At 70.1% G+C, this 25,779-nt stretch carries 19 protein-coding genes and 1 rRNA gene; 9 read left to right on the forward strand and 11 right to left on the reverse strand.

From position 1 onward, the window contains the following. The 4 genes from AB0M93_RS43435 to dnaE form a co-directional block, all read right to left on the reverse strand. Positions 1 to 70 (reverse strand): 16S ribosomal RNA (locus tag AB0M93_RS43435); the annotation flags it as partial. Positions 71 to 425: 355 nt separating this feature from the next. Beyond that, on the reverse strand, positions 426 to 1,607 hold the full coding sequence (locus AB0M93_RS43440) for a low temperature requirement protein A (RefSeq protein ID WP_364285763.1): 1,182 nt from the start codon (positions 1,605 to 1,607) through the stop codon (positions 426 to 428). Between the two features lie 428 nt (positions 1,608 to 2,035). Beyond that, complete coding sequence (locus tag AB0M93_RS43445; RefSeq protein ID WP_364285951.1) at positions 2,036 to 3,496, reverse strand: MFS transporter; 1,461 nt, start codon at positions 3,494 to 3,496, stop codon at positions 2,036 to 2,038. A 109-nt stretch (positions 3,497 to 3,605) separates the two neighbouring features. Beyond that, positions 3,606 to 7,193 carry a DNA polymerase III subunit alpha gene (gene dnaE / locus AB0M93_RS43450; RefSeq protein ID WP_364285765.1) on the reverse strand — a complete coding sequence of 1,196 codons (3,588 nt, stop codon included), beginning with the start codon at positions 7,191 to 7,193 and terminating at the stop codon, positions 3,606 to 3,608. A gap of 380 nt (positions 7,194 to 7,573) precedes the next feature. On the opposite strand from dnaE, the gene AB0M93_RS43455 reads away from it, so the two are divergent. From AB0M93_RS43455 to AB0M93_RS43475, 5 genes are read left to right on the forward strand one after another with little or no spacing between them, the layout of a single operon-like run. Then, positions 7,574 to 8,221, forward strand: a complete 648-nt coding sequence (locus AB0M93_RS43455; RefSeq protein ID WP_364285953.1) for a FadR/GntR family transcriptional regulator — start codon at positions 7,574 to 7,576, stop codon at positions 8,219 to 8,221. Continuing rightward, positions 8,218 to 9,639, forward strand: a complete 1,422-nt coding sequence (locus AB0M93_RS43460; protein WP_364285767.1) for an amino acid permease — start codon at positions 8,218 to 8,220, stop codon at positions 9,637 to 9,639. The genes AB0M93_RS43455 and AB0M93_RS43460 overlap by 4 nt, the downstream gene beginning before the upstream one ends. Continuing rightward, the gene (locus tag AB0M93_RS43465; protein ID WP_364285769.1) at positions 9,636 to 10,553 is read left to right on the forward strand and encodes an asparaginase; all 918 of its coding nucleotides are present in this window, start codon (positions 9,636 to 9,638) and stop codon (positions 10,551 to 10,553) included. Before AB0M93_RS43460 ends, AB0M93_RS43465 begins: the two co-directional genes overlap by 4 nt. Next, positions 10,550 to 11,941, forward strand: coding sequence for an aspartate ammonia-lyase (gene aspA / locus AB0M93_RS43470; protein ID WP_364285771.1), 1,392 nt, complete (start codon positions 10,550 to 10,552; stop codon positions 11,939 to 11,941). Before AB0M93_RS43465 ends, aspA begins: the two co-directional genes overlap by 4 nt. Positions 11,942 to 11,990: 49 nt before the next feature. Beyond that, positions 11,991 to 13,616, forward strand: coding sequence for a CocE/NonD family hydrolase (locus AB0M93_RS43475; protein WP_364285773.1), 1,626 nt, complete (start codon positions 11,991 to 11,993; stop codon positions 13,614 to 13,616). Between the two features lie 41 nt (positions 13,617 to 13,657). On the opposite strand, the gene AB0M93_RS43480 is transcribed toward AB0M93_RS43475, so the two are convergent. Both AB0M93_RS43480 and AB0M93_RS43485 read right to left on the reverse strand, forming a co-directional pair. Then, positions 13,658 to 14,416: a metallophosphoesterase gene (locus tag AB0M93_RS43480; RefSeq protein WP_364285775.1), complete on the reverse strand. Its 759-nt coding sequence runs from the start codon at positions 14,414 to 14,416 to the stop codon at positions 13,658 to 13,660. Next, positions 14,413 to 15,045: a GntR family transcriptional regulator gene (locus tag AB0M93_RS43485; RefSeq protein ID WP_364285777.1), complete on the reverse strand. Its 633-nt coding sequence runs from the start codon at positions 15,043 to 15,045 to the stop codon at positions 14,413 to 14,415. Before AB0M93_RS43485 ends, AB0M93_RS43480 begins: the two co-directional genes overlap by 4 nt. Before the next feature lie 45 nt (positions 15,046 to 15,090). On the opposite strand from AB0M93_RS43485, the gene AB0M93_RS43490 reads away from it, so the two are divergent. Further along, on the forward strand, positions 15,091 to 16,260 hold the full coding sequence (locus tag AB0M93_RS43490) for an aminotransferase class V-fold PLP-dependent enzyme (RefSeq protein WP_364285779.1): 1,170 nt from the start codon (positions 15,091 to 15,093) through the stop codon (positions 16,258 to 16,260). On the opposite strand, the gene AB0M93_RS43495 is transcribed toward AB0M93_RS43490, so the two are convergent. Then, entirely contained in the window at positions 16,257 to 17,204 is a 948-nt protein-coding gene (locus tag AB0M93_RS43495; RefSeq protein WP_364285781.1) for an SDR family NAD(P)-dependent oxidoreductase, read from the reverse strand. The genes AB0M93_RS43490 and AB0M93_RS43495 overlap by 4 nt on opposite strands. A 39-nt stretch (positions 17,205 to 17,243) precedes the next feature. Next, positions 17,244 to 18,380, reverse strand: a complete 1,137-nt coding sequence (locus AB0M93_RS43500) for an acyl-CoA dehydrogenase family protein (protein ID WP_364285783.1) — start codon at positions 18,378 to 18,380, stop codon at positions 17,244 to 17,246. A gap of 61 nt (positions 18,381 to 18,441) precedes the next feature. Here AB0M93_RS43500 and AB0M93_RS43505 point away from each other — a divergent pair, with 61 nt between their 5' ends. Continuing rightward, entirely contained in the window at positions 18,442 to 18,858 is a 417-nt protein-coding gene (locus AB0M93_RS43505) for a cupin domain-containing protein (protein WP_364285785.1), read from the forward strand. 11 nt (positions 18,859 to 18,869) lie between these two features. Here AB0M93_RS43505 and AB0M93_RS43510 read toward each other — a convergent pair whose 3' ends face one another. Continuing rightward, positions 18,870 to 19,037: a hypothetical protein gene (locus AB0M93_RS43510; RefSeq protein WP_364285787.1), complete on the reverse strand. Its 168-nt coding sequence runs from the start codon at positions 19,035 to 19,037 to the stop codon at positions 18,870 to 18,872. A gap of 184 nt (positions 19,038 to 19,221) precedes the next feature. Between AB0M93_RS43510 and AB0M93_RS43515 the strand changes: the two genes are divergently transcribed. Then, positions 19,222 to 23,502, forward strand: coding sequence for a hypothetical protein (locus AB0M93_RS43515; RefSeq protein ID WP_364285789.1), 4,281 nt, complete (start codon positions 19,222 to 19,224; stop codon positions 23,500 to 23,502). 70 nt (positions 23,503 to 23,572) lie between these two features. Here the strand turns inward: AB0M93_RS43515 and AB0M93_RS43520 are convergent, their stop codons facing one another. Continuing rightward, on the reverse strand, positions 23,573 to 24,037 hold the full coding sequence (locus tag AB0M93_RS43520; protein ID WP_364285791.1) for a MarR family winged helix-turn-helix transcriptional regulator: 465 nt from the start codon (positions 24,035 to 24,037) through the stop codon (positions 23,573 to 23,575). A gap of 125 nt (positions 24,038 to 24,162) precedes the next feature. On the opposite strand from AB0M93_RS43520, the gene AB0M93_RS43525 reads away from it, so the two are divergent. Beyond that, a complete protein-coding gene (locus tag AB0M93_RS43525) occupies positions 24,163 to 24,657 on the forward strand; it encodes a carboxymuconolactone decarboxylase family protein (protein WP_364285955.1) in 495 nt (164 codons plus the stop codon). A 43-nt stretch (positions 24,658 to 24,700) separates the two neighbouring features. Here the strand turns inward: AB0M93_RS43525 and AB0M93_RS43530 are convergent, their stop codons facing one another. Then, positions 24,701 to 25,582, reverse strand: coding sequence for a hypothetical protein (locus tag AB0M93_RS43530; protein WP_364285793.1), 882 nt, complete (start codon positions 25,580 to 25,582; stop codon positions 24,701 to 24,703). Positions 25,583 to 25,779: the final 197 nt, after the last annotated feature.

Here is a 25,779-nt window from a genome sequence, read left to right on the forward strand (position 1 = left end):
AGCGTTCGACTTGCATGTGTTAAGCACGCCGCCAGCGTTCGTCCTGAGCCAGGATCAAACTCTCCAACAATGAACAGTTTAATCGAGGCAAATTTTCTTGCTCTCAAAGGAACCTCACACGAGGTTCAATACATAAGCTCTACTGGCTTAGTTCACTAGCACACTGTTGAGTTCTCAAGCAACACACTTCGGACCGCCGCGCCGCGAAGCGCCTTGGTCTTCGGCTTTTGTTTCAAGCTTTGTTCCAGGGATACCACCCTGGTTCGGGACCACCCACTCTACCACGATCGTGGGAGCTTGGTTCGTGTTCCCGGCGGCCGCTCGGTTTCCCTGGCGACTTGGAGAACTTTACATGCCCCCGAAACCCCCTTGCACAGGGGGGTCCCTTTTTTCGCGCCGGGCCCCTGACCTGCATCGATAGCGGCTCAGGCCGGCGATGGCTCCCCGTGGGTCACGACGACCGTCAGCACGACCAGAGCGGCCGCGAGCCCGGCGGCCACGTGGATGGGCGCCGGCGTGAAGGACGCCGCCAGGACGAGCGCCGCCGTCACCGGGAAACCGACGGCGATCGGACGGCACTCGTTCGTCGGGCCGATGTGCAGCAGCCACACGCTCAGCAGGAAGACCGCGACCGGCACCGTCGTCGGCAGCGCCGCCGCCACCGCGCCGAGGTGCAGCGTCCCCGTGTCGTAAGCGACCGCCACCTCGAGGCCGGCGCCGACCGCCGCCGCGGAAGCGAAGATGAAGTAGTGGCCGTAGCCCCAGCTCATCGACGTGAACATGGTCGGGCGGCGGACGAGCCGCGCGTGGCCCGGCCGGTCGAAGTACAGCCACCACATCGAGAACACCAGGACCAGTGCGGCCGCGGCCAGCGAGATCAGCGCACCGAGGTGCCCGGCTTCGGCCGTGCCCTCCTTGACCGCGTTCGTCGCGCTGAGGATCACCTCGCCGAGCACGATCAGGGTGAACAGGCCGTACCGCTCGGCGATGTGGTGCGGGTGCCACGTCGTGCCGCCCCGGCTCTCGGCCCAGACCGGAACGGCCATCTCCAGCACCGCGAAGACGACGAAGGCGATCACCCGCACCCCGAGCGGCAGCCACTGGTAGGCGACCCACAGCACCTGGACCGCCGAGATGCCGATCGCGTACCGCAGCGCCGCGGGGCGGCAGCCCGGGTCCGACCGCGCGGCCCGCAGCCACTGGAACACCAGCGCGAGCCGCATCAGGACGTACCCGGCGACCATCAGCCGGAAGTCGCCCTCGAACGCGCTCGACACCGCCGCCGCCACGGTCAGGCCGCCGGCGATCTGCACGAGCGTGGCCAGCCGGTACGGGACGTCGTCGGTGTCGAACGCCGAGGCGAACCAGCTGAAGTTCAGCCAGCCCCACCAGATCGCGAAGAACACCATCGCGAACGACGAGACGCCGTGCGCGGCGTGTCCCTCGGCCAGCGCGTGGTGCAGCGCGGCCGCGGCCTGGCCGACGGCGACCACGAAACACAGGTCGAAGAGCAGTTCCAGCGGCGTGGCCACGCGGTGGTGCTCGTCGCGGTCGCGGGAGCGCATCGGCCGGTACCAGACGCGGATCCCCGACGGCTGCTCGGTCATCGGGACTCCCCGCGTCGGCCTCGGTCGGACGCCGATCATCCCAGCACGATCACCGCGGAAGGGGTGCGCGCGACACGGGTGAAGAAGACGGGCGGGCCCGGTTCCCCCTCCCCCGGGCCCGCCCGCCGCCGTCACGCGCCGGCGGACTCCGATGGGCAGCCCTTCCGCGAGTGCCGGACGGTCCCCCGCGGACGCCGACACCCACTGGACGGAAGGTGACCGAGTGTGTCCATTCCCTCGTACTCCGGACGCCTCGATCGCTCAAGCCGGTCACCCCATCCCCGGGTGGCCGACTGATTGCCACTGTCGGTAGCCGTAGCCGCGCAGTGAAGGCTCCATAAGATCTACCCGGTTGCTCTCCGTAGCACCAGTGTCTTTTCGCGCTCGTCACTCGGATGGAGCATCGCGAATCTGCGGAAAGTAGTTTTTCAAGCCGGGTGGACGTCGGCCGTGGCTTCGCGTCCCTCGCGCTCCTCCTCGGCAGCCCGGCGCCGTCGCGCCCGCAGCTCGGCGATCGCGAGCGCGAGCGCTCCGCACGTCAGGAGGGCCGCACAGGCGAGCGCGACGGTGAGCGCGAGGGGATAGCCCCGGCCGATGACCAGGCCGAAGACCGACGCAAGCACGGCAGTGCCGATCGCCGTGCCGATCCGCTGCCCGGTCTGCAGCGCGCCGCCGGCGACCCCGGCCATCCGGACCGGCACGCACTCCAGCGTCAACGTCGTGTTCGGCGAGATCACCATCCCGCCGCCCACGCCGGCGAACACCAGCGGCAGCGCGAAGGCCCATCCGGACGCCGACGGCGGGACCAGCTCGGCGAGCACCGCGACGGCCAGCAGCCCGACCGCGACCATGGCCAGCCCGGTGACGGTCAACCGGCGGCCGAAGCGCGGCACCAGGCGTCCGGCGACGGCCGCGGACACCGCCGAACCGAGCGCGAACGGCGTCACCGACAGGCCGGACTGCAGTGGCGAGTAGCCCAGCCCCTGCTGGAAGAACATCGCGAAGACCAGCCAGATGCCGGCGAACCCGCAGAAGTAGAGCGCCCCGACCGCGGCGCCGGCCGCGTACCCGGGCGTGTCGGTGAACAGCCGGGTGTCCAGCAGCGGCGACCGGCCGCGCCGAACCACCGAGTGTTCCCAGCGCACGAACGCGAAGCCGAAGGCCAGCGCGACGAGGAACAGCCACCACAGCTTGGCGAAGCCGCCGCTGTCGGAATCGATGACGGGCAGCAGCACGCCGAGCACGGCGACCGCCAGCAGCGCGATCCCGACGAAGTCGATCTCCGAGCGCAGCCTGAACTGCTTCTTCTCACTGCGCGGCAGCATCCGCAGCGCGAGGGCGAAGGCGAGGACGCCGATCGGGACGTTGACGTAGAACACCCAGCGCCAGCCGTCCTGCGTCCCGAAGAGGGCGAGGATGACGCCGCCGAGGATCGGGCCCACCGCCGTCGAGATGCCGACGACCGCGCCGAACATGCCGAACGCGCGGCCGCGCTCGGCGCCGCGGAAGAGGTCCTGGATCAGGCCGGTGTTCTGCGGGGTGAGCATGCCCGCGGCCAGGCCCTGGGCGAGGCGGGCGAGCACCAGCGTGGTCTCGTTCGGGGCCGCGCCGGCCAGCGCGCTGGTGATGACGAACGCGGCGAGGGCGCCGAGGAACATGTTCCGGCGGCCGAACGCGTCGCCGAGGCGGCCGCCGGTGACCAGGACCAGGCCGAACGCCAGGGCGTAGCCGGAGACGACCCAGCGGATCCCGCCGCTGCTCGCGTGCAGGCCGGCCTGCATCGACGGGAGCGCGACGTTGACGATGCTGACGTCGAGCAGGCCCATGAACCCGGCCGTGAGCGAGACGGCAAGCGCTTTCCAGCGCCGGGGATCGGGTTCGTACGACATCGAAGAGCTGACCTCACGCGTGTTCACCGGGCGGGGATACCCCCCTCAGCAAACACGAAAGACGTGATCCGCGCGCGTTGCGCCGCACGGATCACGCCTTTCGCGAGGCTCAGGTGGAGGCGGTGATGCCGCGGATGCCCTTGAGCTCGCCGATCAGCATCGAGCTGACCTTGACCGGGTAGTCGTACAACGCGAAGACGGTCTGGTTCTTGCCCACCAGCTTCAGGTGCACGGGGGTTTCCCCCTTGTGGGCGAGCAGCGTGGACCGCAGCTCGCTCACCACCGACTGGTCGATCTTCTCGGCCGCCGCGAGCAGCACCAACGGCGGTTCGTCGTCGCCGTTGCCCGTGCCGACCTCGGACAGGTCCAGGGTCGCCAGGCCGCCGCCGAAGATCGACATCTTGTCTTCGCGCCAGTTGACGCGGCCCTTGACCAGCACCGCGTTGTCCTCGATCAGCTCGCTCGCGAAGAGCGCGTACGACTTCGGGAAGAACAGCACCTCGAGGGAGGCGTCCATGTCCTCCACGGTGCAGATCGCCCAGGGCTCGCCCTTCTTGTTGACCCGCCGCTCGAGGGAGGTGATCAGCCCGGAGATCACCAGCTCACCCTCCTTCGGCGGATCGTTGAGGATGCTCGCGATCGGCTTCGGGGCGTGTTTGCGCAGGATCCGCTCGGCGCCGTCCAGCGGGTGGGCCGAGACGTACAGGCCGAGCATCTCGCGCTCGTAGGCGAGCAGCTGCTTGCGCGGGTACTCCTCCTCGCCGAACTTCAGGTGCGCGAGCGGCGACGACGACGGCGCCGCCTCCCCCTCTTCGCCGCCGAAGCCGAACAGGTCGAACTGGCCCATCGCCTCCTGGCGCTTGAGCGGGACGACGGCTTCGACCGCGTCCTCGTGGACCTGGATCATCGACAGCCGCGTGTGGCCGAGGGAGTCGAACGCGCCCGCCTTGATCAGCGACTCGATGACCCGCTTGTTGCAGGCGACGAGCTCGGACTTGTCGAGGAAGTCGGTGAAGGAGGCGTACTTGCCCTTCTCCTCGCGGGTCTTGATGATCGACTCGACGACGTTCGCGCCGACGTTGCGGACGGCACCCAGCCCGAAGCGGATGTCGTCCCCGACGGCCGCGAACCGCATGGCCGACTCGTTGACGTCCGGCGGCAGCACCTTGATGCCGAGGCGGCGGCACTCGGACAGGTAGACCGCCGACTTGTCCTTGTTGTCACCCACCGAGGTGAGCAGGGCCGCCATGTACTCGGCGGTGAAGTTCGCCTTGAGGTACGCGGTCCAGTACGAGATCAGGCCGTACGCGGCCGCGTGGCTCTTGTTGAACGCGTAGCCGGCGAACGGGAGGATCGTGTCCCAGAGCGCCTTGATCGCCTCGGGCGAGAACCCGCCGGGCCGCAGGTCGCTGGCCCGCATGCCGGCTTCGAAGCCCTCGTACTCCTTGTCGAGGACTTCCTTCTTCTTCTTGCCCATCGCGCGGCGCAGCACGTCCGCGCGGCCCATCGTGTACCCGGCCACCTTCTGGCCGATGTGCATGATCTGCTCTTGGTACACGATCAGGCCGTAGGTGTCGGCCAGGATCTCCCGCAGCGGCTCGTCGAGCTCCGGGTGGATCGGCTTGACCTTCTGCCGGTTGTTCTTCCGGTCGGCGTAGTCGTTGTGCGCGTTCATGCCCATCGGGCCGGGGCGGTACAGCGCGCCGACCGCGACGATGTCGTCGAACACCGTGGGCTCCATGCGGCGCAGCAGGTCGCGCATGGGGCCGCCGTCCAGCTGGAACACGCCGAGCGTGTCGCCGCGGGCCAGCAGCTTGTACGTCTCGGGATCGTCGACGCCCAGGGTGTCGAGGTCGACGTCGACCCCGCGGTTGGTCTTGATGTTGTCGATCGCGTCACCGATGACGGTGAGGTTGCGCAGGCCGAGGAAGTCCATCTTGAGCAGGCCGATGGCCTCGCACGACGGGTAGTCCCAGCCGGTGATGATCGAGCCGTCGTCCCGCTGCCAGAGCGGGATCGCGTTGGTCAGCGGCTCGCTCGACATGATGACCGCGCAGGCGTGGACGCCGGCGTTGCGGATCAGGCCCTCGAGACCGCGGGCCGTCTCGAAGATCGTCTTGCACTCTTCGTCGGTCTCGACGAGCGCGCGGACCTCGGCGGCCTCGCCGTAGCGCTCGTGCTTCGAGTCGACGATGCCCGAGAGCGGGATGTCCTTCGCCATGATCGGCGGCGGCAGCGCCTTGGAGATCTTGTCCGCGATCGCGTACCCCGGCTGGCCGAAGTGGACGCGCGCGGAGTCCTTGATCGCCGCTTTGGTCTTGATGGTGCCGAAGGTGATGACCTGGGCGACCTTGTCCGCGCCGTACTTTTCGGTGGCGTACCGGATCATCTCGCCGCGCCGGCGGTCGTCGAAGTCGATGTCGATATCCGGCATCGAGACGCGCTCGGGGTTCAGGAACCGCTCGAACAGCAGCTTCTGCGGGATCGGGTCCAGGTTGGTGATACCCAGGACGTACGCGACCAGCGAGCCGGCGGCCGAACCACGGCCGGGGCCGACCCGGATGCCGACGCGGCGGGCGTAGCTGATGAGGTCGGCGACGATCAGGAAGTAGGCCGGGAAGCCCTTGCCGATGATGACGTCGAGCTCGATCTCGATGCGCTCGTTGTAGTACGGGTCCGGCACGCCGTCCGGGAAGCGCCACTTGAGGCCGCGCTGGACCTCTTCGCGCAGCCAGCCGCCCTGGTCGTAGCCCTCGGGGACCTCGAAGAACGGCAGCCGGTCCTTGTGCGAGTAGACCTCTTCGTAGGACTCGACGCGCTCGGCGATCATGAGCGTCGTGTCGGCCGCGCCCGGGACCTCCTTGTCCCAGTACTCGCGCATCTCGGCGGCGGACTTGAGGTAGTAGCCGTCGCCGTCGAACTTGAACCGGGTCGGGTCGTTGAGGGTCTTGCCCGCCTGGACGCACAGCAGCGCCGAGTGCGTGTCCGCCTGGTCCTTGGTGACGTAGTGCGAGTCGTTGGTGGCGATCGGCTTGAGGTCGAGCAGGCGGCCGACCTCCAGCAGGCCCTCGCGGACCGAGCGCTCGATCGGCAGCCCGTGGTCCATCAGCTCGAGGAAGAAGTTGTCCGCGCCGAAGATGTCCTTGTAGTCGGACGCGGCCTGGATCGCCGCCTCCTTCTGGCCCAGCCGGAGCCGGGTCTGCACCTCGCCGGACGGGCAGCCCGTCGTCGCGATGATGCCCGAGTGGTTCTCGGCGATGAGCTCGCGGTCCATCCGCGGCTTGCGGTAGTAGCCCTGCATGCTGGCCAGCGAGGACAGCTTGAAGAGGTTCCGCAGGCCGGTCGCGTTCGACGCGAGCATGGTCATGTGCGTGTACGCACCGCCACCGGAGACGTCGCCGCCCTCACCGAACTCGTCCGAGCCGCGCTGGTTGGCCTGGCCCCAGAAGACGGGCTTCTTGTGGAACCGGCTCTCCGGCGCGATGTAGGCCTCGATGCCGATGATCGGCTTGAGCCCGGCCTTCTTGGCCTGCTGGTAGAACTCGTCGCCGCCGTACATGTTGCCGTGGTCGGTCATGCCGACCGCGGGCATGCCGAGGCGCGCCGCCTCCGCGAAGAGAGGAGCGATCTTCGCCGCACCGTCGAGCATCGAGTACTCGGTGTGGACGTGCAGGTGGACGAAGGAATCGTTCGACACCAGCGAAAACCTCCCCTAGGTGGATCGGACCGGCGCGCGGCGGGTCTCCCACCCTATCCCGCCGCGCCAGCCGGGCTCGCGGGGCCATTGTGCGCCGGGAGAGAGCCGGAAGGCGGGACCAACTCGCGCACTTTCCGGGCGGAAACGATCACGACACGCGCCGCTGCCGGACGGTCACGCGCGGCGGCCGGAGACACCGCTCTCGTGAGTGGTGGGGCGAGTTAGAACTCGCCTTAACACTCACGACAGCCGGGGCGTGAGGTGAGCCACAGGGGACGAGACTCGCGTTGACAGCGGGAGCGGCGGGACCGAGCATCCCTGCCATGAACCTGTCTGACAGCCAGACAGCCGGACAAGGTGGTCCTCGCCGGGTGAGTGCCATGGAAGCCGTGCTGGCCCACTTGCGCGCCGCGATCGAACGCGGCGAGTACGCCGTCGGCGGCAAACTGCCCTCCGAAGCCGCCCTGAGCAGGGAATTCGAGGTCAGCCGGTCGGTGATCCGGGAGGCCCTGCGCGGCCTCCAGGCGCTCGGCATGACCGAGTCGAAGACCGGCAAGGGCACCTTCGTCACCGCGACCGGCCCGGACAGCAACCCCACCTTCGGGCCCTATTCGGCCCGCGACCTCATCGAGGTGCGCCAGCACGTCGAGATCCCCGTCGCCGGGTACGCGGCCGTGCGCCGCAGCCAGGACGACCTCGACCTGCTCGCGCACCTGCTCGACCGGATGGACGCCGAGACCGACAACACCGCCTGGGTCGCGCTCGACTCGCTCTTCCACATCACCATCGCCCAGGCTTCGGGCAACCCGGTGTTCGGGAAGGTGATCGAGGAGATCCGGGACGCGCTCGCCCGCCAGTCCGCCTTCCTCAACCAGCTCGGCGACCGGCGCGGGCAGTCGAACGTCGAGCACCGGGCGATCGTCACGGCGATCGAAAGCGGCTCCGAAACGGAAGCCGTCGAAGCCATGACGGCGCACCTGACGCACGTCGAAGCCACTCTGACCAGCATCGTGAACGGGGAACAGTGACCGAACAGACCCTCACGGCCACGACTGCGGACGCGGGCGACGCCGGCTACCGCAAGGCCCTCAAGCCCCGGCACGTGAACATGATCGCCATCGGCGGGGCGATCGGCACCGGCCTGTTCCTCGGCGCCGGCGGCCGGCTCGCCCAGGCCGGGCCCGCGCTGGCCATCGTCTACGCCGTCTGCGGGCTCTTCGCCTTCTTCGTGGTCCGCGCGCTCGGCGAGCTGATCCTGTACCGGCCCTCCAGCGGCGCCTTCGTCTCCTACGCCCGCGAGTTCATGGGCGAGAAGGGCGCGTACGTCGCCGGCTGGATGCACTTCCTCAACTGGTCGACCACCGGCATCGCCGACATCACGGCCATCGCGCTGTACGCGCACTTCTGGTCGTTCTTCTCCCCGGTCCCGCAGTGGGTGCTGGCCCTGATCGCGCTCGCCGTGGTCCTGACGCTGAACCTCGTCTCGGTGAAGCTGTTCGGCGAGATGGAGTTCTGGTTCGCCATCGTCAAGGTCGCCGCGCTCGTGCTGTTCATGGTGATCGGCATCTTCCTGCTGGTGACGCAGACGCCGATCGACGGCGTCGCGGGCGGCCCGCAGCTGATCGCCGACCACGGCGGGATCTTCCCGTCCGGGCTGCTGCCGATGGTGCTGATCGTGCAGGGCGTGGTGTTCGCCTACGCCTCGGTCGAGCTCGTCGGCGTGGCCGCGGGCGAGACCGAGAGCCCCGAGAAGATCATGCCGAAGGCGATCAACTCCATCATGTGGCGCATCCTCGTGTTCTACGTCGGCTCGGTCGTGCTGCTGGCGATGCTGCTGCCGTGGAGCTCCTACACGAAGGACCAGAGCCCGTTCGTCACCGTGCTCTCGCACCTGGGCGTGCCCGCGGCCGACAGCGTGATGAACCTGGTCGTGCTCACCGCGGCGCTGTCCAGCCTGAACTCGGGCCTGTACTCGACCGGCCGGATCCTGCGGTCGATGGCGATGGCGGGCTCGGCGCCGAAGTTCACCGGCGTGATGAACCGCAACCACGTGCCCTACGGCGGGATCCTGCTCACCGCGGCCGTCTGCGTGCTCGGCGTCGGGCTCAACTACCTGGTGCCGAAGGAAGCCTTCGACATCGTGCTGAACTTCGCCGCGATCGGCATCCTCGCCACCTGGGCCATCATCGTGCTCTGCCACCTGCTGTTCGTGCGGCGGGCGAAGCGTGACGGCCTCGAGCGGCCGGCGTTCCGGCTGCCGTTCTCGCCCTACACCGAGATCGCGACGCTGGTGTTCCTCGCCGCCGTCGTGGTGCTGATGGGCTTCGACGAGACCGGCCGGATCACCCTCCTCGCGCTGCCGGCGATCCTGGTGGCGCTGGTCGCGGGCTGGTTCGTGGTACGCAAGCGGATCGACATGCGCGCGTTCGACGAGGAGGGCATGTGAGCCCCGAACCGCTGGTCGAACTCGTCCGCGAAGGGATGGTCGAGGGCGTCCACCACGGCTCGGCCGTGGTGCTGGGGCCGGACGGCTCGACGCTGTTCGCCGCCGGGGACGTCGACGCGCCGATGTACCCGCGGTCGACGGCGAAGCCGCTGCAGGCCACCGCGATGGCGCGGCTCGGCCTGCGCCTGTCCCCCGCCGGGTTCGCGATCGCCGCGGCCAGCCACTCCGGCGAGGCGATGCACCTCGACGCCGCGCTCGAGGTGCTCGGCGGGCGCTCCCCCGACCTGCTCGGCAACCCCGCGGACTTCCCGTTCGACCCGGTGGAGCGCGACCGCTGGATCGCCGCCGGCCGGGCGCCGAGCCGGCTCGCGCACAACTGCTCCGGCAAGCACGCGGCGATGCTCGCGACCTGCGCGCTCAACGGCTGGCCGGTCGAGGGCTACCTCGACCCGGCCCACCCGCTGCAGCGCGCGATCGCCGCCACCGTCGAGGACCTGACCGGCCGCGAGATCGCGCGGGTGGCCGTCGACGGCTGCGGCGCGCCGCTGTTCGCGACGACGCTGCGGGGGCTCGCGAGGGCCGTGTCGAAGATCGCCACGGCCGCGCCCGGCACGCCGGAGGGGCTGGTCGCCGACGGCATCCGGCGGCACCCCGAGCTGGTCGGGGGCAGCCGCCGGGACGTCACCGCCGTCATGCGCGCGGTGCCCGGGCTGATCGCGAAGGACGGTTTCGAGGCCGTCCAGATCGCCGCCCTGCCGGACGGCACGGCGATCGCGGTCAAGATCGCCGACGGCGGGGACCGCGCGCGCTACCCGGTGCTGGCCGCGCTGCTCGGACGGTGCGGCGTCGACGTCCCGCCCGGTCCGGGCAACTTGCGTTTCACCGCAGACCTTTCCGTGGGGAGCTTCCGATGACCACCCGCCGTGAACACGACCTGCTGGGCGACAAGGACGTCCCCGCCGACGCGTACTGGGGCGTGCACACCGCCCGCGCCCGCGAGAACTTCCCCATCACCGGCACGACGATCGCCGCCTACCCGCACCTGGTCGAGGCGCTGGCCTCGGTGAAGGAAGCCGCGGCGCGCGCCAACGCCGAGCTGGGCCTGCTCGAACCCCGGATCGCGGACGCGATCTGCGCGGCCTGCCGGGAGATCCGGGAAGGCGCGCTGCACGGCGAATTCGTCGTCGACGTCATCCAGGGCGGCGCCGGGACGTCGACCAACATGAACGCCAACGAGGTGATCGCGAACCGCGCGCTCGAGCTGCTCGGGCACGCCAAGGGCGACTACCACGTGGTGCACCCCAACGAGCACGTCAACCTCTCGCAGTCGACGAACGACGCCTACCCGACGGCGGTCAACGTGGCGACGATCATCGCCGTGCGCGAGCTGGCCGAGTCGATGGTCGTGCTGGAGAAGGCGTTCGCGGCCAAGGCCGTCGAGTTCCACGACGTGCTGAAGATGGGCCGCACGCAGCTGCAGGACGCCGTGCCGATGACGCTCGGCCAGGAGTTCGGCACCTACGCGGTGATGCTCGGCGAGGACCGGCTGCGGCTGGGCGAAGCCGTCGCGCTGCTGCACGAGATCAACCTCGGCGCGACCGCGATCGGCACCGGCCTCAACGCCGCGCCCGGGTACGCCGAAGCCGCGTGCCGGCACCTGCGCGAGATCACCGGGCTGCCGGTCGTCACCGCAGCGGACCTGGTGGAGGCGACGCAGGACTGCGGCGCGTTCGTGCACCTTTCGGGGGTGCTCAAGCGGATCGCGGTCAAGCTGTCGAAGAGCTGCAACGACCTGCGGCTGCTGTCCTCGGGCCCGCGGGCCGGGCTGAACGAGATCAACCTGCCGCCGGTGCAGGCCGGGTCGTCGATCATGCCCGGCAAGATCAACCCGGTGATCCCGGAGGTGGTCAACCAGGTCGCCTTCGAGGTGATCGGCAACGACGTCACCGTGACGATGGCCGCCGAAGCGGGGCAGCTGCAGCTCAACGCGTTCGAGCCGATCATCCTGCACTCGCTTTCGGAGAGCATCACGCACCTGGGCGCGGCGTGCCGGACGCTGGCCGCGAAGTGCGTTTCCGGGATCACCGCGAACGTCGACGTCCTGCGCGCCTACGTCGAGAATTCGATCGGCCTGGTGACGGCGCTGAACCCGAGCATCGGCTACGCGGCGGCGACGGAGATCGCGAAGGAGGCCCTCGCGACCGGGCGGGGCGTCGCCGAACTGGTCGTGGAAAAGGGCCTGATCCCGCCCGAGGAGCTGGCGAAGCTGCTGCGTCCGGAAACCCTCGCCCGCGCGAACTGAGGTACGGTCGGATCCGGAAGGATCCACTCCACTTCGGAAGGCGGGCCCCGTGCTGGACCGACTTGTCGACAAGCTGCTCGGACTCCCCCGCGCCGAAGGCCCGAAGCCGGTCGTGACGCGCGACCTCGAGGTCCCGATGCCCGACGGCGTCACGCTGCTCGCCGACCGGTACGCCCCGGCGGGGACGACGTCGGCGCCGGTGGTGCTGATCCGCACGCCGTACGGGCGCACGGGGCTGCTGTCGAAGCTCTTCGGCGACACGTTCGCCCGGCACGGGCTGCAGACGGTCATCCAGAGCACCCGCGGCTCGTTCGGCTCCGGTGGCGAGTTCCGCCCGTTCCACCTCGAACGCGAAGACGGCGTCGCGACCGCCGGATGGCTGCGCGCCCAGCCGTGGTGCGACGGGAACCTCGGCATGGCCGGCGCCAGCTACCTCGGGCACACGCAGTGGGCGATCGGGCCGTACCTCGACCCGCCCCTGGCGGCGATGTGCCTCGGGGTGACGGCGTCGGAGTTCGTCTCGACGTTCTACCCGGGCGGCGTGCTCGCGGCGGACAACATGGTGTCGTGGTCGGCGATGATCGGCCGGCAGGAAGAACGGTTCGCCGCGCTGCCGAACCCGCTGCAGACGCGCAAGACCCGCCGGGCGATGTCCGTGCTGCCGATCAGCCGCGCCGACGTGGCCGCGATCGGGAAACCGGTGCAGTTCCTCCAGGACGTCACCGAGCACTTCGTCCCCGAAGACGACTACTGGTCGATGTCCGACCACAGCGCCGAAGTGGCGAAGCTCGCCGTCCCGGTGTCGATGGTCACCGGCTGGTACGACCTGTTCATCCGGGGACAGCTGCGCGACTTCCGGCTCCTCGCCGAGGCGGGCCGGGCGCCGCGGATCACGATCGGGCCGTGGGCGCACGGGGAGCCGGCGAGCATGGGCGCGATGATCCGCGACCAGCTCGGCTTCCTGCGCGCGCACCTGCTCGGCGACCGCACCCAGCTGCAGCGGGCCCCGGTCCGGCTGTTCCTGCAGGGCGCGGGAACGTGGCTGGACTTCGAGTCGTGGCCGCCGCCCTCGACGGCGACCGAGGCCCACCTGCGGCCGATCGGCGGCCTCGGCGAGGTCTTCGGTGAACCGGCGCTGCCGACGCCGTTCACCTACGACCCGGCCGACCCGACGCCGGCGGTCGGCGGCCCGCTGCTGACGGGCGAGTGGAAGCAGCGCGACAACCAGGAGGTCGAGGCGCGCCCGGACGTGCTGGTGTTCACCGGCGAGCCGCTGCCGTCGGACGTCGACGTCATCGGCGACGTGACGGCGACCGTGCACGTCCGCACCGAACTGGGCCACGCGGACGTCTACGTCCGGCTCTGCGACGTCGACGCGGGCGGGGTGTCCCGCAACGTGACGGACGGGATCCTGCGGCTGCGCCCGGGCTTCCCATCGGCGGACACCGACGGCGTGGTGACCGCGGAGGTGACGCTCGACCCGACGGCGTACCGCTTCCGCCGTGGCCACCGGCTGCGGGTCCAGGTGGCGGGCGGGGCGTTCCCGCGCTTCGCGCGCAACCACGGCACGGGTGAGCCGGTCACCGAAGCGGTGGACGGGAAGCCGAACCGCTTCGAGATCTTCCACGACGCCGCCCGGCCGTCACGGATCACGCTGCCGGTGTTCAGCGGCTGACCGGCCGGCTGCGCTTGGTGTGGCAGCGGCGGACTTCGGGCTTACAGCGGGACCGTCCGGTGGTGGCTGGTCACCCGGCCGTCGTCGTGCAGGACGTGCAGCAGCAACGCCGGTGGACGGTCGTATTCCAGCGGGCCGCCGTCCGGCCAGCCGCTGTCGCCGCCCGGCTCGACCGGCAGCAGCGAGCCCGACACCACGCCGGGGGCGATGCGCAGGGGTACGCCCGCGAACGTCGTCGAGGCACCCGTGTGCACGTGGCCGGCCAGCAGCGCCACCACTCTCGGGTGCCGTTCCAGCACCGGGGCCAGCCTCTCCGAGCCGGTCTGGCGGATCGCGTCCACCAGCGGGACGCCGACCTCGACCGGCGGGTGGTGGAACGCCACGAACGCCGGGCCGTCGCCGCCGGAGAGGACGCCGTCGAGCCACGCCAGGGTCTCGTCGGCGAGGAAGCCCGCGCCGCGGCCCGGGATGGTCGAGTCGCACAGCGCGAACAGCACGCCGTCGATCTCCTCGGCCAGATCGATCGGCCCATCGGATGCCGGCCGGTCGAGCAGTCCCGTCCGGAACGCCGCCCGGACGTCGTGGTTGCCCGGGCACGCCAGCACCGGCGCCGGGTACTTCAGCAGCGCGGCCGCCTGCGCGTACTCCTCGGGCGCGCCGTGGTCGGCGATGTCGCCGGTCACGACGACGGCGTCGACCGGCTCCGCCAGACCGCCGAGGTACGCCATGACGGCCGCGACGCGATCTTCGGCTCGCGAGCCGCCGTCGAGGTGCAGGTCGCTCAGGTGCGCGATGATCATCTTCCGTCCTTCCCCAAGTACGCCAGCGCCTTGACCCAGTTCGCCACCAGCACCGCGGACGCGGCGGACAGGTCGCCGTCGCGCAGGGCCGCGGCGATGCGGCGGTGTTCGCCGATGCTTTCGCCCGCGTGGCCGTCGCCGGCGAAGTAGGCCGACTCATAACGCTTGAGCAGCGGCTTCGTCTGCTCGATCAGCCGCAGCAGGTGCGGGTTCGGGCAGCGGGACAGCAGCAGCGCGTGCCACCGGTCGTCCAAACCGGACAGATCGCCGCCGTCGGCGAGCGCTTGGGCCATCTCGTCGGAGACGGCGTCGAGCGCGTCCGGCAGGCCGGCCAGCTCCACCGGGGACGTCCAGCGCAGCGCGAGGGCTTCGAGCTCGGCCAACAGCGGGTAGAGCCGGCGCGCCTCGCCGACGTCGAACGGCGGCACCAGGAACCCGCGGCCGGGCGCCGAGACCAGCAGGCCGCGGTCGGCGAGGCCGATCAGCGCCTCCCGCAGCGGCGTCCGGCTGACGCCGAGCTCCTTCGCCAGGTGCACCTCGTTGACGCGCGCGCCGGCCGGGAGGCGCCCGTCGAGCACCCGGCCGGTGATCTGCTCCAGGAGGTCGCTGCGCAACGGGGTCCGGGCCATGCCGGCAGTATTGCATACAATAGCTATCTACTGTATTCAGTTGGTATGAGCTTCGACGTCGAACGCGCGCGCCGCGAGACCCCGGGCTGCGCCGAAGTGGTCCACTTCAACAACGCCGGCGCGGCGCTGCCCCCGGCCGTCGTGACCGACACCGTCGTCGAGTACCTGCGGCGTGAAGCGCTGACCGGCGGGTACGAAACCGCGGCCGAGTCGGCGGAGCGCCTCGACGCGGTGTACACCTCGGTGGCCCGGCTGCTGGGCGCCGGCGCCGACGACATCGCGCTCACCGACAACGCGACGCGCTCCTGGCAGGCGGTGTTCTACGCGCTGCCGTTCGGCCGCGGCGACCGGATCCTGACCTCGCGTGCGGAGTACGCGAGCAACGCCATCGCGTTCCTGCAGGTCGCGCGGCGCACCGGCGCGGTCGTCGAGGTGGTCGGCGACGACGAGTCCGGGCAGCTGGACGTCGAAGAACTGCGGCGGCGCGTCGACGACGACGTCAAGCTGATCGCCGTCAGCCACGTCCCCACCCAAGGCGGGCTGGTGAACCCGGCCGAGGAGATCGGCGCGGTCGCCGAAGCCGCCGGCATCCCGTTCCTGCTCGACGCGTGCCAGTCCGCAGGCCAGCTCGACCTCGACGTCACGCGCCTGAAGTGCGACGCGCTGTCGGGGACCGGCCGCAAGTACCTGCGTGGCCCGCGCGGCACCGGCTTCCTCTACGTGCACCCGCGGCTGCGCGAGCGGCTGGAGCCGGCCGTGCTCGACCTGCACTCGGCGAGCTGGGAGTCGCCGACGGAGTACGTCGTCGACCCGACGGCCAAGCGCTTCGAGGTGTGGGAGCGCGACTTCGCCGCGGTGCTCGGCCTCGGCGCGGCCGTCGACTACGCCCTCGAGTGGGGCCTGCCGGCGATCGAAGAGCGCGTCGCTTCACTCGCCGCCACTTTGCGCGACCGGCTCACCGAGGCCGGCGCGCGCGTCCACGACGCCGGGGCGCGGAAGTGCGGTCTCGTCACCTTCACCGTCGACGGCACACCGGCGGCGGAGATCAAGGCGCGGCTGGCGGAGGCGAACATCAACACGTCGCTGTCGACCCGCACCTCGGCGCAGTACGACTTCACCGCGCGCGGCCTGCCGGACCTGGTCCGGGCGTCGGTGCACTACTACAACACCGAGGACGAGATCGACCTGCTGGTGCGGCAGGTCGAGAAGCTCTAGAACGCGTTCACGCCGGTCAGCTCGGCCGAGACCGCCCACAGGCGCTCGGCGAGCACCGGGTCGATCGCGTAGTCCTTCACGCCCGTGCGGGTTCCGTCGGCCGGCGCGGGCTCGGCGATGTCGCAGTCCTCGAGGTAGACGCCGCCGAGGCCGTCGAGCTGCGGGGACGTCGCCGCCCACACCTGGGTCGCGGCGCCCTGTTCCGGCGTCTTCGCGCCTCCGGTGACCCGGCCGGTTTCGTCGACCATGCCCGCGTCGACGAGTTCCCGGCGGTCCAGGTGGCGCACGAGCTCGGTGAGGATCCGTCCCGGGTGCAGGGCGAACGCGCGGACGCCGCGGTCGCGGGCGAGCCGGTCGAGTTCCACGGCGAACAGCACGTTCGCCGTTTTGGCCTGGCCGTAGGCGAGCCACTTGTCGTAGCCCCGCTCGAAGTTCAGGTCGTCGAAGCGCACCGGGCCGTAGTGGTGGCCGCGCGAGGACACCGAAACCACGCGGGCCCCGGCGCCGAACGCCGGCCAGAGCCGGTTCACCAGCGCGAAGTGCCCGAGGTGGTTGGTCGCGAACTGCGCCTCCCAGCCCGGTCCGACGCGGGTTTCCGGCGCCGCCATGATGCCCGCACTGCCGATGAAGATGTCGATGCCGCGGCCCGAGGCGGCGAACCGTTCGGCGAAGGCGCGGACGCTGCCGAGATCCGCCAGGTCGAGCTCGTCGACCTCGACGTTTCCCAGGCCCTGCAAGGCTTCCTGGGCCGTCGCGCGACGGCGGGCCGGGACGACGACGTGCGCGCCCGCGCCCACCAGGACGCGCGTGGTCTCCAGGCCGATGCCCGAATACCCGCCGGTGACGATCGCGAGCCTGCCGGTCAGGTCGATCCCGGCGACGACCTCGGCCGCCGTGGTGGTGGCGCCGAAACCCGAGCCGAGCTTGTGCTGTGCGGTGGTCATGCTCCGACGCTAAGTGCTGGAGCGCGCTCCAGCGCAAGTTCAGTCCTTGAGCAGCTGCCGGGCGATGACGAGCTTCTGGATCTCGCTCGTGCCTTCGTAGATGCGGAAGAGCCGTGCGTCGCGGTAGATGCGCTCGACCGTCACCCCGCGGACGTACCCCATCCCGCCGTGGACCTGCACCGCGCGGTCCGCGACCCGGCCGAGCATCTCGGTGCAGAACAGCTTCGCCGACGACGGCCCCAGCTTGCGGTCCTCGCCCGAGTCGTACTTCGCCGCGGCTTCGTGCACCATCGCCCGGCCGGCCGCGAGCTCGGCGTGCGACTCCGCCAGCAGCGCCTGGACCAGCTGGTACTCGCCGATCACCCGGCCGCCCTGGCGCGCCGTCCGCGCGTACTCGACCGCCTCGGCGAGCGCCCGCTCCGCCATGCCCACGCACAGCGCCGCGATGTGCAGGCGTCCGCGGGCGAGCGACGCCATGGCGATGCCGAAGCCCTTGCCCTCCTCCCCGACCAGGGCGTCGGCCGGCAGCTCGACGTCGTCGAAGACCACCTCCGACGTCCACGCGCCGGCCTGGCCCATTTTGGCGTCGTGCGGGCCGACCGTGACGCCGGGCGCGTCCGCCGGCACGAGGAACGCGGAAATGCCGCGGCTGCCGGTGCTTTCGGGGTCAGTGCGGGCGAAAGCGACGAACACCTCCGCCAGCGGCGCGTTCGTGATGAACCGCTTGGTGCCCGACAGCCGGTAGCGGTCACCGTCGCGGACCGCGCGGCTGGTCAGGCCACCCGGGTCCGACCCCGCCTCGGCTTCGGTGAGCGCGAACGACGCGATCGACCGGCCCGTGGCCAGCCGCGGCAGCCAATGGGAGCGCTGGTCCGGCGTCCCGTAGTGCACGATCGCCTGGCCGGCGATGCCGTTGTTGGTGCCGAACAGCGACCGGAAGGCCGGCGTCGTCCAGCCGAGCTCGATCGCCAGCCGGACGTCTTCGGCCATCGCCAGGCCCAGCCCGCCGTACTCCTCCGGCAGCGCCCAGCCGAACAGGCCGAGCTCGGCGGCCTTGGCCCGGATTTCGGCGGGGATCTCGTCGCGCTCGTCGATCTCCGCCTCGCGCGGCACGACCTCCTTGCGCACGAACTCCCGCACCGCGCCGAGGACCTGCCCGAAAACGTCCGCGTCCATGGCCGCAAACTACCCGGAACACTGCCCCCACGGGCACACCCGGACGCGGTAGCTTGGGCCGATGCGAAAAGCGTTCACCGTTCTCGCCGCCGCCGCGTTCGCCGCGGCCCTGCTCCCCGCCACCGCCTCCGCGACGCCCGGCAGCGGCGTCACCGGAACGATCCTGACGCAGAAAACCATCGGCCACACCGACTACACGCTGCGGGAGATCACCGTCCAGCCCGGCGGCTACACGGGCTGGCACTTCCACGACGGCACGCTCTACGCGTACGTGAAAGCCGGAACGCTGACGCACAACCTGGCCGACTGCAGCCTCGACGGCGTCTTCACCACCGGGCGCGCGTTCACCGAGAAGCCGGACCAGGTGCACATCGGCCGCAACCTCGGGTCGACGCCGCTGGTGCTGGAGGTGCTGTACGTGCTCCCGGCGGGCAGCCCGCTGTCGGAGGACGCGCCGGACCCGGGCTGCGGCTTCTGACCCGCCCACCATCAGTCCCGCTTCGAGCCGCTGCGACGCCACTCGTCGCGGAGCGCGCGCCAGGCGCGGACGACGGGGATCAGTGCCCGCACGAACAGTGCCAAGGCGGCCGGCAGCCTGGTGGCCGCCTGCAGCACCAGGACGATCGCACCCAGTGCCGCCAGGATTCCGGTAACCATCTTCGTCTCCCGCTCGATTCCTTGGTGATGACCGGGGTGTCCCGGCCATCCCGCAGATCGAATCGACCAGCCGGAAACCGGTCAGCTCGAATGGGCGGACGAAGGCGGCTCTACCCTGGTCGACGCCCACGAACCGACGTACCGATCCGGTACCGACCGACGTGCGCCCGACCGGAGGCGATGCATGGTGAAGCACAGCAAGCTGGTGGAGCAGCTCCTCGCGCTCAGGGAGCTTTCCGGCCTCACCAACGTGAAGATCGCCGAACGGTCGAAGAAGTTCGTCGCTCCCGGAACCCGGCCGCTCAACGACCGGAGCATCGGCGACTGGCTGCGCGGCGACCACGTGCCTTCCGAGCAGGGCCTGAAAATCCTGGTGGGGATCATGCAGGAGGCGGCGGCCGCCCGCCGCCCGCTGATCGAGCCTAAGGATCCGGAGCTCATGAAGGGCGTCGGCGAAGGCCGCTGGCTGGATTGGCTGGCGGTGGTGCGAGAGGACGACGGGCGGCGTCCGGCCCCTGACGACGGCGGCTTGCGGTGGGACGAGGTCATTCGCACGGCGAAGATCTGGCCGGACGACGACTCGGCGGAGCTGCGGAGCCAGGCCGTGGCCGCCCTGCGGCAGCTGGAGGGCGAGCGGCGCAAAGCCGTGGAAGCGACGCTGGCCGACGACCCGTGGCTCGACGAGGAGCTGCCGGTGCGGACAGTGCTGCGCGCCGGTGAGCTCGTCGGGTACATCGCCGGCGGCGGCGAGCCGATCCGGTTCTCGGCGGTGGAGGCATTCCTGCTCACCGTCGCGCCGCTGCTCTACTACACCCGGTGGGTGCAGATCGCCGCCGAAGCGCGCGCGGATGTCGACCCGATGCAGCTCGAACGCAGTCCCGACCGTGACGCGGAGTCCGACTTCGACTTCTTCCTGAGCGGCGACCAGCAGCAGCGTCTCGTCGAGCGAGCCCGGCACACCCCCGAGGAGAACCCCGACCGCCGGGCGATCTGCTGGTGGCTGTTCCACCGGTGGCTCGACCAGAGCGCGTCCGGACAAGCCTCGGCCGTCGGGCAGCGGACTCTGGCGCTGGAGTTGCCGCAGGCCACGGCGCTCGAACAGCAGCTGACGCAGCTCTTGCAGGTGTTCCGCCTGTCCCCCGGCGAGCTGAAGGACTGGCGTCTGCGCGACCAGGCAGAGGAGTGGCACGGAGGTCAGCGACTGCGCGTCCGGCTCGTCGCTCTCGTCCTGGCACTCGCACACACGATGGCGATCGAGCCGGGCGCGTTGTCGAGCACCCTCGTCGAGCACCTGGGCATCGACCACCAGGTGGAGCTGGCCGACCTCCGGCGCACCCTGCGCGGAAGCAACTGGGTGCGCACCCCGACGGCGCTGCGGCTGGCCGCCGAGTGCCGGCACGAAGCCGTGTACGAAGTGCTCACCGAGCACGTGACCCGGATGTCCGAGGTGCTTCGGACCGCCCGCGAAGCGGCCGCGCGCGAAACCGCGGTGGCGCCGCTGCTCGCGCTGCCGGAACGGGCGTCGGACGAAGACGTCAGACCGGCGGCGCGGGACGGCGGCCGGCGCGCGTTCGTGGTCCCGACCACGAAGTTCCGGCTCGACGAGAGCCGCGTGCGAGAGCTGCTGATGGGCGAGCAGCTCTACCGCGACCGGTCGCTGGCCATCCGCGAGCTGTACCAGAACGCGCTCGACGCCTGCCGGTACAGCCAGGCCTGGCACCAGTACCTCGTCGCGAAGAGCGGCGGACCGCGGGAATTCCGCTGGCCCGGGAAGATCGAGTTCCGCCAGTGGGAGGAGCGCGGCCAGCACTTCCTCAGCTGCCGCGACAACGGAGTCGGGATGGGCGAGGCCGAGCTGCGTGAGGTGTTTTCACAGGCGGGCGCCCGGTTCGCGGACCGGCGCGAGTTCGCGGTGGAACGCGCCCGGTGGAAGAGCGAGGGTGTCCACATCCATCCCAACAGCCGGTTCGGCATCGGGGTGATGAGTTACTTCATGCTCGCCGACCGGATCGAGGTCACGACCCGCCGGATGAACCTGGGCGGAGACCCGCTGCCGCTCGTGAAAGTCGTCATCGCGGGGCCCGGCCACCTGTTCCGCGTCGACCGGCTCACCGGCGCCGACGACGACGGCCGCAATCCGGGCACCGAGGTCAAGCTCCACCTGCGGGAGGGGGCGAGCGCGCCGTCCTGCGTCGCCACCTTGCGGGCGTTGCTGGGCATCGCCGAGTTCGAAACCACGGCTCAGTACGGCGAAGAGGAGGTCGAGCGCTGGCGCCCGTTCGAGTTCGAACCGCGCCGCCGGCACCCCGCCCGGGAGGACAGCATCGAAGCGTACGGGCGGCTGCAACCGGGGACGCCGTCGGAGAACGGCCAGGTCGTCTGGTGCGAGCACGGTGGTGCCTTGCTCGTCGACGGCATCTACGTGCGTTGCGAGAACCAGCACGGCGTGCTCACCGCGACGAAGAGCAACAGCGATCCGCGTGGCGCGGTGATCAACCTGACCGGCCGCTACTCACCCCGACTCAGCGTCGACCGGATGTCGGTTCTCCAGGACGTCTCCGAAGAGGCCGAGACACTGCTGAACCAGGCAACCGCAGAGCTTCGGCAGCCGGGTTCCCTGCTCGGGTACAGGTGGACCCTGGGCATCGCCCAGAACAATCCGGGAATCGCCGATATCGTCGCCGGCGCGGCGATCGCCGTGGGCATGACGACGGAGATCGGTCCGTACCACACCACCGCGGACGTGGCGGGGATCACGGGACTGGACCCGCGCCTGGCACACACCAGGTTCCCGAACACCGACAACCGGACTTTCTTGAACGCCGAAGTGCCACCACACCTTCTGCTGTGGAGATTACTCGCACTGAACGGAGAACTCACCGAGAGTGTCTCCGGCCCGCCGTTGCTCCCTGCGCTGCCCTCGGACGAAGTCCTGGTCAGACTGGTGCGCCACAAACTAGCCGATGGCCCGTTACGCGTGGAGGCTTTTCCGCCGTCGGTTTGGCGCGCGGCTTTTCACCTCGGCATCAGCCCGTTGAAGACCATGCAGCGTCTGGCCGAACTGAATTTTTCCATATCGGATTGCGAACACCTGCCACCACCGACCAAATTGAATTCCGCCGACTTGGTGATGATAGAATCGACAGTCAGATTCCATGATAACCCGCGGCGTGGCGGCCCGGATGATTTTCACGCCCAACTGGTCATCACCAGCGCTCAACTGGACATGTCCATGGCGCAGATCGTCCAACGGCTCAGCGAACTCGGCCTCGACAATCCGTGCGACGTACCGCCGGGTCGCGCCGACGGCACAGACGTACGGCTGATCAGCAACTTCCGCGAAAACCCGTTCCAGGACGAGGCCCGTTGTCTGCGTCACGGCGAACCCGTGCCCGCCCTCTACGTCCTGCTGGCCGCCCGGGCGACTGGCCTGGAACCGCCGGACGCCGCGAACCGGCTGCGACGGCTGGGGCTGGACGTTCCGCACTTCGACGTGACATTGGACGACCTCGAGGCTCTCTCGCAACCGCTGCGCGAGGCGGTGGAGGAGGTCAACGAGCACGGACCGCGGCCGGCAACCCGGGACGTCTGTCGCGTGGCGGTGCAAGCGGGGTGTGACCCCCGGGACCTCACCCGAGAATTGGCGCGTTTCGGAATCCGCATCGACAAACTGCCGCCCGAGCAGCTTACTGCGACGGACAAAAAAATGATGCCGACAACGTCCCCGTTTTCCACCTTACCGGCCAGAATAGGCAAACGGGAATTCATCCAATCTCTGCTGACCGTCGACATGACGGCGCCAGAGGCGGCAACCCGCCTCGAAGCCATGGGCTTCGAGGTTTGCGAAGCCGCACGCCTCATGCCGGTACCCGACACCAGAGACCGCGACGTCCTGGAAGCGGTCCGCCCGCGCAACCGGGCCGAGGCGGTGAACTTGCAGGAGTTCACCACGGCAGTAGAGCAATCCGGTTACTCTTCCACAGAGGTGGCCCAGCGACTGGCGAAGTTCGGGCTCGCACCCCAGGAACTCCCGAACGTCGACGGCCTCAGCGCACGATTGATCCCGCCGGACCTCCCCATACCGGCCGCCTTCGGACGGAGTGACGTTTCGCTCCCACTGATTCTCAGACACGCCGAAGAAAGCAAATGCGAGGCGGCGCAAATCGGCGACTGCCTGCGACAACTGGGCTACTCCGTGCCGGAGATCCGGGAATTCTCCACACAAGACACCGCCCTGCTCGGCAGAGACAAGTATTCACTCCGAGAAGTGCTCGATCCACAGACATCGCTCACCATCTCCGACCTGCTGAGAGCCGCCCTCCGCGCCGGGATGTCCGTCCACGAGGCCGCCGCGCGGTTCACGGAACTGGGGTACCACTTCGAATTCCCGGACCTGGAGGACGAACTGCAGCGGCTCCTGCCGCTGGTTCCCCGCGCACACGGCACACGGCCGGCACCGGCGTGACCCGTCCCGGATCCGCCCAGGCGTGCGAGGCGCGAGGACCACACGAGCCGGCTTCGACGGTCCGCGGAGGTCAGCTCGAGAACCAGCCCGCCGCGTCGAGCCGGTACGCCGCCGGGCCGACGACCGCGCGCAGGTCGTTCTCCAGCGCGGTGATCCGCTCGCGGCCGACCGTGCTCGCCCACTCCGCGCGCAGCTCGTCGAAGATGTCCGCCGACTTCGCGAGCGCGTCGATGCCGTGCTCGGTGAGGCGGACTATCTTGCGGCGCGCGTCGGCCGGGTCGTCGGCGCGCTCGACGTAGCCGAGTGCCTCCAGGCGCTCGACGGACTTGCCCGCCGCCTGCTTGGAGACGCCGAGGCGGCGGCCGATCTCCGATGCTGTCGCGCCTTGGACGCCGACGGCCTGCATGGCGAAGCCGTACGACGGCCGCACGTCCGGGTGGCCGCGGCGGGCCAGCTCGGCGTGCAGGCGGTCGATGAGCGTGCGGAAGCCGCCGAAGAGCAGGAAGGGCAGCTCGTAGCCCGGGGTGTCGCTCATGACCCCTTGCCATAATCGACAACCAGGTTTACGGTTTCGACAACCACGTTGTCGATCCTACGTCTGGAGACGTCTTGTTCCCCGATCACACCCCGGAGTCTGCACCCACCGCCGCCCGTCCCGCGATGGCGGCCACCGCGAAGAAGTTCGGCCGCGTGCCGTCCGCCGTCGCCCGGCTGGCGACGTCGCCGGAACTGCTGAACGGGTTCCTGAAGCTCACCGCCATCTTCGAGAGCACGACCCTGCCGGCGCTGGACCGCGAAGTGCTCGTCATGACTGTGGCCGCGCGCAACCGCTGTCACCTCTGCGTGGCGATGCACACAGCCACGCTGCACGGCCTGTCCGCCTCGCCGGAATTGGTGGCGGCACTGCGGGCGGAGTCGGCGCTGCCGGACCCGCGGCTGGAGGCGTTGCGCGTCTTCGTCCACGCCGTCATGGACACCACGGGCGACGTCCCGGCGGACACGCTGGCGGCGTTCACCGATGCCGGCTACACGGCCCGCAACGCGCTGGAGGTGGTGCTGGGCATCGGGACGTACACGCTGTCGACGTACGCGAACCGGCTCACCGGCGCTCCGGTCGACGAAGCCTTCGCCGGGCACGCCTGGCACGCGGCGTGACGGCTGCGGGGCCGCCCGTTCCGGCGGCCCCGCAGCCGTGGGATCAGCCCTTCACCAAGGTGACGACGGTGGTGTCGTCGACCGAGACGTTGGTGTTGTAGTTCGGGTCGAGCGCGGTCGCCTGGGTGACGACCTCCGCCTGGCCCTTCTGGAACGGCGTGGTGCCCGTCGGCACCACGGTCGCCTTCCACGCCGCGGGCGCGCCCGGCGTGCAGGCCACCTGCGTCGAGTAGTTGCCGCGGATGATGACGTTGCGCTTGACCTGCGTCGCGGCCCCGCTCAGGGTGACCTTGGCGGCGGCGGTGCATTCGACGGTGCCGTGCAGGTACGCGTTGCCGTTGAGCGTGCTCGCGGTGCCGTCGGTGGCCACCTTGAGCCCGATCGCCAGCTCGGCCGGCGCCGGCGGGTTCGCGATGTGCACCTCACCGCGCGCGGCCGCCGTGCCGCCTTCGCAGTGCTGCTCGAAGGTGGCGTCCAGCGTCTGGACGTAGCCGTGCGGCCCGAAGACGACGTTCTGGACGGTGAACGTCCCGGTCAGGGTGTTGCACCCCCGGCCGTTGCCGTCGAGGCTCAGCCCCGGCGCGCCCGCCCCCTGGAACGGCCACCGGGTCGCGCCGTCGTACGTGCCGGCGGTCAGGCCCGTGCCGCTGGGTGCGGCCAGGTCGAGGTCCCACCAGTCGCTGTTGAACGCGCTGACGCTGACGGAGATGTGGTTGTGGTCCTCCGACGCGTTGACGGTGAGCCGGTCCTTCGCCGCCGTGTCGTAGGCGTACGAACCGCCCCCGCTGATGTAGTCGCCCTCGTCACCGCTGAACGACAGCGACCCGGAGGCGACCGCCTGTGCCTGCGCCGGCACGGTCCCCACGAGCAAGGCGAGCACCGGCACCGCGACGACGGCGGCGGCTCTCTTCAAAAACCCGTTCACAAAATCCCCCTCAGGTGAGTTGGTCACTTCCCGCCCTGCCTGTCGGCCGGAATCGATCACGTGTTACCCGCGTGTGAGGTTTTGTGGTTATCGCACAAGAAAAGCCGGAGCACCCCCGCCGATCTTGCCAAAGTTCCCGGTCACCGGGACACGACGGAAGCGCTCGAAACCGGCGAAAATTCTTCCCGCGTCCGTGT

This window comes from Amycolatopsis sp. NPDC051102 (assembly GCF_040682815.1).
In the GTDB taxonomy this organism is placed as follows: Bacteria; Actinomycetota; Actinomycetes; order Mycobacteriales; family Pseudonocardiaceae; genus Amycolatopsis.